Origin of the sequence: Streptomyces racemochromogenes (assembly GCF_044129415.1) — a bacterium.
Classification (GTDB): Bacteria; Actinomycetota; Actinomycetes; order Streptomycetales; family Streptomycetaceae; genus Streptomyces; species Streptomyces racemochromogenes_A.
The window spans coordinates 1-6968 of record NZ_JBBDHD010000222.1 but is presented as its reverse complement, the minus strand read 5'-3'; the positions used below and the strand labels follow the sequence as shown (position 1 = coordinate 6968).

General features: G+C 72.2%; 8 protein-coding genes. All 8 read left to right on the top strand.

Going from position 1 to position 6968, the window contains the following annotated elements:
* The first annotated feature begins 160 nt into the window (after positions 1–160).
* The 8 genes from WDV06_RS35725 to WDV06_RS35690 all read left to right on the top strand — a co-directional run bounded on the left by WDV06_RS35725 (position 161) and on the right by WDV06_RS35690 (position 6859).
* Positions 161–814 carry an HAD family hydrolase gene (locus WDV06_RS35725; RefSeq protein ID WP_395513978.1) on the top strand — a complete coding sequence of 218 codons (654 nt, stop codon included), beginning with the start codon at positions 161–163 and terminating at the stop codon, positions 812–814.
* Positions 815–857: 43 nt separating this feature from the next.
* Positions 858–2087: an MFS transporter gene (locus WDV06_RS35720; RefSeq protein ID WP_395513977.1), complete on the top strand. Its 1230-nt coding sequence runs from the start codon at positions 858–860 to the stop codon at positions 2085–2087.
* Positions 2059–3207, top strand: coding sequence for an acetoin utilization protein AcuC (locus WDV06_RS35715; RefSeq protein ID WP_395513979.1), 1149 nt, complete (start codon positions 2059–2061; stop codon positions 3205–3207). Before WDV06_RS35720 ends, WDV06_RS35715 begins: the two co-directional genes overlap by 29 nt.
* 91 nt (positions 3208–3298) lie before the next feature.
* Positions 3299–4129 carry a phosphatase gene (locus tag WDV06_RS35710; protein ID WP_395513976.1) on the top strand — a complete coding sequence of 277 codons (831 nt, stop codon included), beginning with the start codon at positions 3299–3301 and terminating at the stop codon, positions 4127–4129.
* Positions 4130–4245: 116 nt separating this feature from the next.
* Entirely contained in the window at positions 4246–4455 is a 210-nt protein-coding gene (locus tag WDV06_RS35705; RefSeq protein WP_162688852.1) for a helix-turn-helix domain-containing protein, read from the top strand.
* Positions 4456–4588: 133 nt separating this feature from the next.
* Positions 4589–4687 (top strand): 30S ribosomal protein bS22, encoded by a 99-nt coding sequence (locus tag WDV06_RS35700; protein ID WP_003948845.1) that lies wholly within the window; start codon positions 4589–4591, stop codon positions 4685–4687.
* A gap of 94 nt (positions 4688–4781) precedes the next feature.
* The gene (locus tag WDV06_RS35695; RefSeq protein WP_395513975.1) at positions 4782–5831 is read left to right on the top strand and encodes an NAD-dependent epimerase/dehydratase family protein; all 1050 of its coding nucleotides are present in this window, start codon (positions 4782–4784) and stop codon (positions 5829–5831) included.
* Positions 5831–6859 carry a lysophospholipid acyltransferase family protein gene (locus tag WDV06_RS35690; RefSeq protein ID WP_395513974.1) on the top strand — a complete coding sequence of 343 codons (1029 nt, stop codon included), beginning with the start codon at positions 5831–5833 and terminating at the stop codon, positions 6857–6859. Before WDV06_RS35695 ends, WDV06_RS35690 begins: the two co-directional genes overlap by 1 nt.
* Positions 6860–6968 lie beyond the last annotated feature (109 nt).

Genomic DNA, 6968 nt, shown 5'->3' with positions numbered 1-6968 from the left:
TGGGAGTGCAGGGGGGACCCTGTGGGAGAGTAGGACGCCGCCGAACAATCATTGTGGGAAAGCCCCGCACCAGCTCTGGTGCGGGGCTTTTCTGCGTTTTCAGCCGTTTACCCGCACCGCGCTGCGGGGCGGGAGAGTCGGGCACTCGTATGGTGGGCCGATGGTCTACCAGCTGGTCATCTTCGACAACGACGGCGTCCTCGTGGACAGCGAGCCGCTCTCCAACACCATCCTCGCCGCGTACCTGACGGAGGTCGGGCACCCCACCACGTACGAGGACTCCCTGCGCGACTACATGGGCGGCGCGGTGCACCGGGTGCACGACCTCGTCCAGGAACGCACAGGGCAGCGGCTGCCGGCGGACTTCGACCAGGTCCTCCACGAGCGCCTCTTCGCCGCGTTCGCGCGCGAACTCCGGCCCGTCCCCGGGGTGACCGACGTGCTCGGCGAGCTCTCCGCGCACGGGGTGCCGTACTGCGTCGCCTCCTCCAGCAGCCACGAGCGCATCCGCGTCGGGCACCGCAGCGCCGGGCTCGACGAATGGTTCGAGGAGGAATGGATCTTCAGCGCGGAGGACGTCGGCCGGGGCAAGCCGGCGCCGGACCTGTTCCTGCACGCCGCCGACATGATGGGCGTCCACCCTTCCGGGTGCGTTGTCGTCGAGGACAGTCCGCTCGGGATCGAGGCCGCCCGGGCCGCAGGCATGGACGTGCTCGGGTTCACCTCCATGATGCCCGCGGCGAAGCTCACCGGCGCCACCGCCTGCTTCGGGGAGATGAAGGAGCTGTCGGCCCTGCTCGGATTGGGTGTGTGATCTCTCTACCCACGGGTAGCCGAGGGGCCTACGCTGTGCCGCCATGACAGATGACGTGCGGTTGCGGAGGGGACGCGGTGCCCTCGGGTTCGGTTTCTTCGCTCAAGGGGTCGCCTTCGCCCTGCTCGTGACCCGCATCCCGGCCATCCAGGACCGGTACGGGATATCCGACGGACTGCTGCCCGCCTTCCTCGCGGCCGTGCCCGTCCTCGCCGGGGTCTCCAGCGTCGCCACCGAGCACCTGGTGAAGCGGGTCGCGCCCAGCGCCGTGTTGCGGTGGGCCCAGCCCGTCGTGCTGCTGGCGCTGCTCGGGGTCGGGGCGGGCAGCCGGATGTGGCACGTGGCCGTGGCCCTCGGGGTGTTCGGGCTGTCGGTGGGTGCGCTGGACGCCTCGATGAACATGCTCGGGGTCAGCCTCCAGCGGGCGTACGGGCGTTCCATCATGCTGGGGTTCCACGCCGCCTACAGCCTGGGCGGGATCGTCGGCGCGTCGGCGGCCTGGGCGGGGGCGCACTGGCACCTGCCACTGTTCACCGGGTACCTGCCGGCCGTGGCGGTCGTGCTGCCGCTGACGTTGGCCGGGAGCCGGTACTACGTGGACGTGAAGGGCGGCGGGGCCGAGGAGGCCGGGCAGGGGTGGCCCGCGCGGGGCGGGCGGCTGCTGCTGCCGCTGTGCCTGGTGATGGCGTGCGCGTACATAGGGGACTCGACGGTGTCGAACTGGAGCGCCAAGTACCTCCAGGACGTGCTGGGGAGTTCGGAGCAGCTGGCGACCGTGCCCTACAACGTGTACATGGTGACCACGCTCGTCGGGCGGGCCGTGGGGGACCTGGGGGTGCGGCGGTTCGGTGCGGTGGCCGTGGTGCGCTGCGGTGCGGTGGTGGCGGCGGCCGGGTTCGGGGTGGTGGCCGCGGCGCCGGACGCATGGGTGGGGATGCTCGGGTTCACGCTGCTGGGGATCGGGCTGTGCGTGATCGTGCCGCAGACCTTCGCAGCGGCGGGCCGGCTGTTCCCGAACGCCTCGGACACGGCGGTGGCGCGGCTGAACATCTTCAACTACGTGGGGTTCCTGGTCGGTTCGCCGCTCGTCGGCGGGATCGGGGACGCGTGGAACTACCGGGGCGCCATGGTGGTGCCGATGGCGCTGGTGCTCGTCACGCTGCTCTACGCCCGCTCGTTCGGCACGGTGGAGCGGGCCCGATACGGTGTGCGGCATGAGCGGCGAGCCGGTGACCGGGCTGTTGATGTGGGACGAGGCGGTAACGGGGTATGACTTCGGACCGAGCCATCCGATGGACCCGGTGCGCCTGGCGCTGACCATGGGCCTGGTCCGTGCCTTCGGGCTGGACCGGGAGATGGAGGTACGGGCGGCCCGGGCGGCCGGGGACTCGACGCTGAGGCTGGTGCACCGCGAGGACTACGTCGCGGCGGTGCGGGAGGTGTCGGCGGATCCGGGCGTGGCGGACGGTTCGTACGGACTGGGGACGATGGACGATCCGGCGTTCCACGGGATGCACGAGGCGTCCGCGCTGATCGCCGGCCAGTCGGTGGCCGCCGCGGAGGCGGTGTGGCGGGGTGAGGCCGCGCACGCGGTGAACTTCGCGGGCGGGCTGCACCACGCGATGCCGGGCGGGGCGGCCGGGTTCTGCGTGTACAACGACGCGGCGCTGGCGATCGCCCGGCTGCTGGAGCTGGGGGCGGAGCGGGTCGCGTACGTGGATGTGGACGTGCACCACGGAGACGGGGTGCAGGCGGCGTTCTGGGACGACCCCCGGGTCCTGACGGTGTCGCTGCACGAGCATCCGAGGACGCTGTTCCCGCAGACGGGCTGGCCGCAGGAGACGGGCGGTCCGGATGCCGAGGGGAGCGCGGTGAACGTGGCGCTGCCGGCGGGGACCGGCGACGAGGGGTGGCTGCGGGCGTTCCACGCGACGGTGCCGGAGCTGCTGGCGGACTTCCGGCCGCAGGTGCTGGTGACGCAGCACGGGGCGGACACGCACTTCGAGGACCCGCTCGCGCACCTGGCGGTGTCGCTGGACGCGCAGCGGGCGGTGCAGGAGGCCTGTCACGGGCTGGCGCACGAGTTCGCGGGCGGGCGGTGGCTGGCGCTGGGCGGCGGCGGGTACGCGGTGGTGGACGTGGTTCCGCGGTCGTGGACGCACCTGGTGGGGATCGCGGCGCACCGGCCGGTGGACCCGGCGGCGATGGTGCCGCAGTCGTGGCGGGACGAGGTGTACGCGCGGACGCGGCAGTGGGGGCCGGCCCGGATGACGGACGGGCGGGAGGTCGCGTGGCGGGACTGGGACGCCGGTTACGATCCGGCGGACCGTACGGATCAGGCCGTTCTGGCGACGCGTCGGGCGGTGTTCCCGTTGCGGGGGATGCTGGTGTGACGGATGGTCAATGAGGAGCTCGGTTAGGCCAACGGTGGGGCGGTGGAGCGGAATTGATGCTCCGACAGATTCCGTGCGGCAGCATCGGAGGGTGTTGAGCGAGGGCGCGTTGCGCGCGCATCTGCTGGCCGCCCGGTTGGCCGGGCCCGTCGCGACGACGCGGGAGGAGAGCCTGCGCAGCTACAGGCTGTTCGCGGCGCGGGATCCCCGGGTGTTGCTGGGGCTCGAACCGGATGACCGCTGGGACGAGGGTGCGCTGCTGGGGCTGATGGCGGACCGGTGCGGGGTGTCGGCGGATCCGGCCCAGGTCAGCGGCCCGGACGTGATCGATCCGGGGCGAACGGTGGCGGCGCTGGGGGTGTTCGCGGAGCGGCTGCGGCGGGCGGCGGGGGCGGGGGTGCCGGTGCTGTTCGGTACGGGGCACCCGCATCGGCTGCTGGGGTTCTACGCCGCTTTGGCGGGGGCGATGTCGGCGGCGGGATGTGTTGTCCTCACTCCGGCGCAGGGGGTGTATGTCGACATGGCGACCCGTTTCGGCGTACGCGAGCACCGGCTGGATTACGTAGGGGGAGTCGCACTGGTGCGGGAACCCGGCGCGCGGGGAGCCGGGAGTGCCACCGGCGCACACACCCACTCGCCGCTCCCGGTTCGGGTCGCGCTCGGGGCGTTGGCGGAGGCCGGGGGGCCGCTGCCGGGGCTGGTCGTGGGGGACCACGGGTGGGTCTGCGGTGCAGGTCAGCTGGGTGTGGAGGCGATCGGGCTGGCGGATACGGATGATCCGGCGCTGTTCGTGGGGGAGGCCGAGGGGCGGGTGGCGGCGGTGGTTCCGCTTGATGACGCGGTGCGCTCGGCGGCCTATGGACCGCTCACGCGCTTCGTGTTGCAGCGGGCGGGGCTGCCGGTGCGTCAGGAGTGGCCGTAGCTCCTCTTCCCCAGCCGTATCACGCGCCCCTACTCTGGGGAGTGAGCGTGCGACGACGAGGAGTAACCGGAGGGGAAGCCGGTGCCCGTCATGCGCGGAAGGTCAAGGTGGGTGTCATGGCTGCTGGCGAGAGGCCTCTCAGTGAGGTTCAGTTCCTGACCGTGGCGGAGGTCGCCTCGGTGATGCGAGTGTCGAAGATGACCGTGTACCGGCTGGTGCACAACGGTCATCTGCCCGCGATCCGGGTGGGCCGGTCCTTCCGGGTCCCCGAGAACGCGGTCCACGAGTACCTCCGCGAGTCCTTCGTGGGGGTGGAGTCGGCCTGAGGACGAGGCTCCGGCAACACCCGCGGAAGCCTCGGATTACAAGCTCGGAGCTCGGGCGGGTAGGCTAGGCCGACGTAGGTCGTGTGGGCCCAGACGCCCCGCACCGAGTGAAGAGAAGTGAGCGAGGGTAGTCGTGGGCTCTGTTATCAAGAAGCGGCGCAAGCGGATGGCTAAGAAGAAGCACCGCAAGCTGCTCAAGCGCACCCGCGTCCAGCGTCGTAACAAGAAGTAAACGGCAGCTGTACGTGTTCTCCGCAGCCCCTCCACCATCCTGGTGGGGGGGCTGTGGTGCAGCCCGGGGTACTTCTTGAGGAGGCGCTGAGCTCGTGGGGAAGGTCGTGCTCGTCACCGGGGCTGCCCGGCAGCTGGGAGGCCGCTTCGTGCGCCGCATCCAGCGCGACCCGGAGGTGGACCGGGTCATCGCGGTCGATGCCGTGACCCCGCCGCACCGGCTCGGTTCGGCCGAGTTCGTGCACGCGGACATCAGACAGTCGGCGATCGCCCGGGTGCTCGCCGAGTACGCGGTGGACACGGTGGTCCATCTGGCGGTCACCGGGGGCGCCCCGGGGACGCCGGGCGGGCGGAGCGCCGTCAAGGAGACGAACGTCATCGGGACGATGCAGCTCCTGGGCGCCTGCCAGAAGTCGCCGACCGTACGGCGGCTCGTGGTGAAGTCGAGCACGAGCGTGTACGGGGGTACGGCGCGGGATCCGGCGGTGTTCACCGAGACCACGCAGCCGAAGTCGTTGCCCTCGGCGGGCTTCGCGAAGGAGGCCGCCGAGGTCGAGGGGTACGTACGGGGGTTCGCGCGCCGGCGGCCGGACGTGGCGGTGTGCGTGCTGCGCTTCGCGAACATCCTGGGGCCGTTCGCGGACTCCGCGTTGGCGGAGTACTTCTCGATGCCGGTGATGCCGACCGTCCTCGGCTACGACCCGCGGCTGCAGTTCGTCCACGAGGACGACGTCGTGGACGTGTTGCGGCTGGCGGCGGGTGAGCCGCGGCGCGGGACGCTGAACAGCGGGACGTTCAACATCGCCGGGGACGGGGTCCTGCTGCTGTCGCAGTGCGCGCGGCGGCTGGGGCGGCCGGCGGTGCCTCTGCTGCTGCCGGCGGTGACGTGGGTGGGGCAGGCGCTGCGGGCGGTGGGGGTGACGGACTTCTCGCCGGAGCAGATCCGGCTGCTGACGCACGGCCGGGTCGTGGAGACCGCGCAGATGCGGGAGGTCCTGGGGTTCCGCCCGCGGTACACGACGGTGGAGACGTTCGCGGACTTCGCGCGGAGCCGGGGGAACGGGCTGCTGCCGCCGGAGCGGGTGGGGCGGGCCGTGGACCGGGTGGCGGGGCTGTTGAAGGTGGACGAGAGAGTGGAGCGGTAGTGGCGGACGCCAAGGTCATTCCGTTCGGCGAGGACCGGCCGCGCCGGCGCGGCGGTGGTGGTGCGCGCGCGGCGCGGGCGGTGGACGCGGTGGCGGTCCCCGCGCGGCCTCCGGCGGCGCAGGAGGCCGGGCCGGTGGAGCTGGTGGCGCCGGTGGAGGCGCCGGCGGCCCGCCGGCAGGGTGGTGCGGGCGACTGGGACCGGCGGATCGCGGGCGGGCTGGCGTTCCTGCGGCGGCGGATCACGGGCGAGTACGAGGTCGACGCGTTCGGCTACGACAAGGAGCTGACGGACCAGGTCCTGATGTCCTTGATGCGGCCGCTGTTCGACAAGTACTTCCGGGTCGAGGTCAAGGGCGTGGAGAACATCCCGAAGGAGGGCGGGGCGCTGATCGTGGCGAACCACTCCGGGACGCTCCCGCTGGACGGGCTGATGCTCCAGGTCGCGGTGCACGACCACCATCCGGCGGAGCGGCACCTGCGGCTGCTGGCGGCGGACCTGGTGTTCATGCTGCCGGGGGTCAACGAACTGGCGCGCAAGGCCGGTCACACGCTGGCGTGCGCGGAGGACGCGCAGCGGCTGCTGGAGGCCGGGGAGCTCGTCGGGGTGATGCCGGAGGGCTTCAAGGGGATAGGGAAGCCGTTCGGTGAGCGGTACAAGCTCCAGCGGTTCGGGCGGGGCGGGTTCGTCTCGACGGCGCTGCGGGCGGGGACGCCGATCGTGCCGTGTTCGATCGTGGGGGCGGAGGAGATCTACCCCATGATCGGCAACGCGAAGACGTTGGCGCGGCTGCTGGGGCTGCCGTACTTCCCGATCACGCCGACGTTCCCCTGGCTGGGGCCGCTGGGGGCGGTGCCGCTGCCGACGAAGTGGACGATCCAGTTCGGGGAGCCGATCCCGACGGACGGGTACGCGGCGGAGGCGGCGGAGGATCCGATGCTGATGTTCAACCTGACGGACGAGGTGCGGGAGCGGATCCAGCACACGCTGTACAAGCTGCTGGTGCAGCGGAGGTCCGTGTTCTTCTGAGGGCACGACGGAGAGGGGGGGGGGGGGGGGGGGGGGGGGGGGGGGGGCCGGCCGCCCGGCCCCCCCCCCCCCCCCCCCCCCCCCCCCCCCCCCCCCCCCCCCCCCCCCC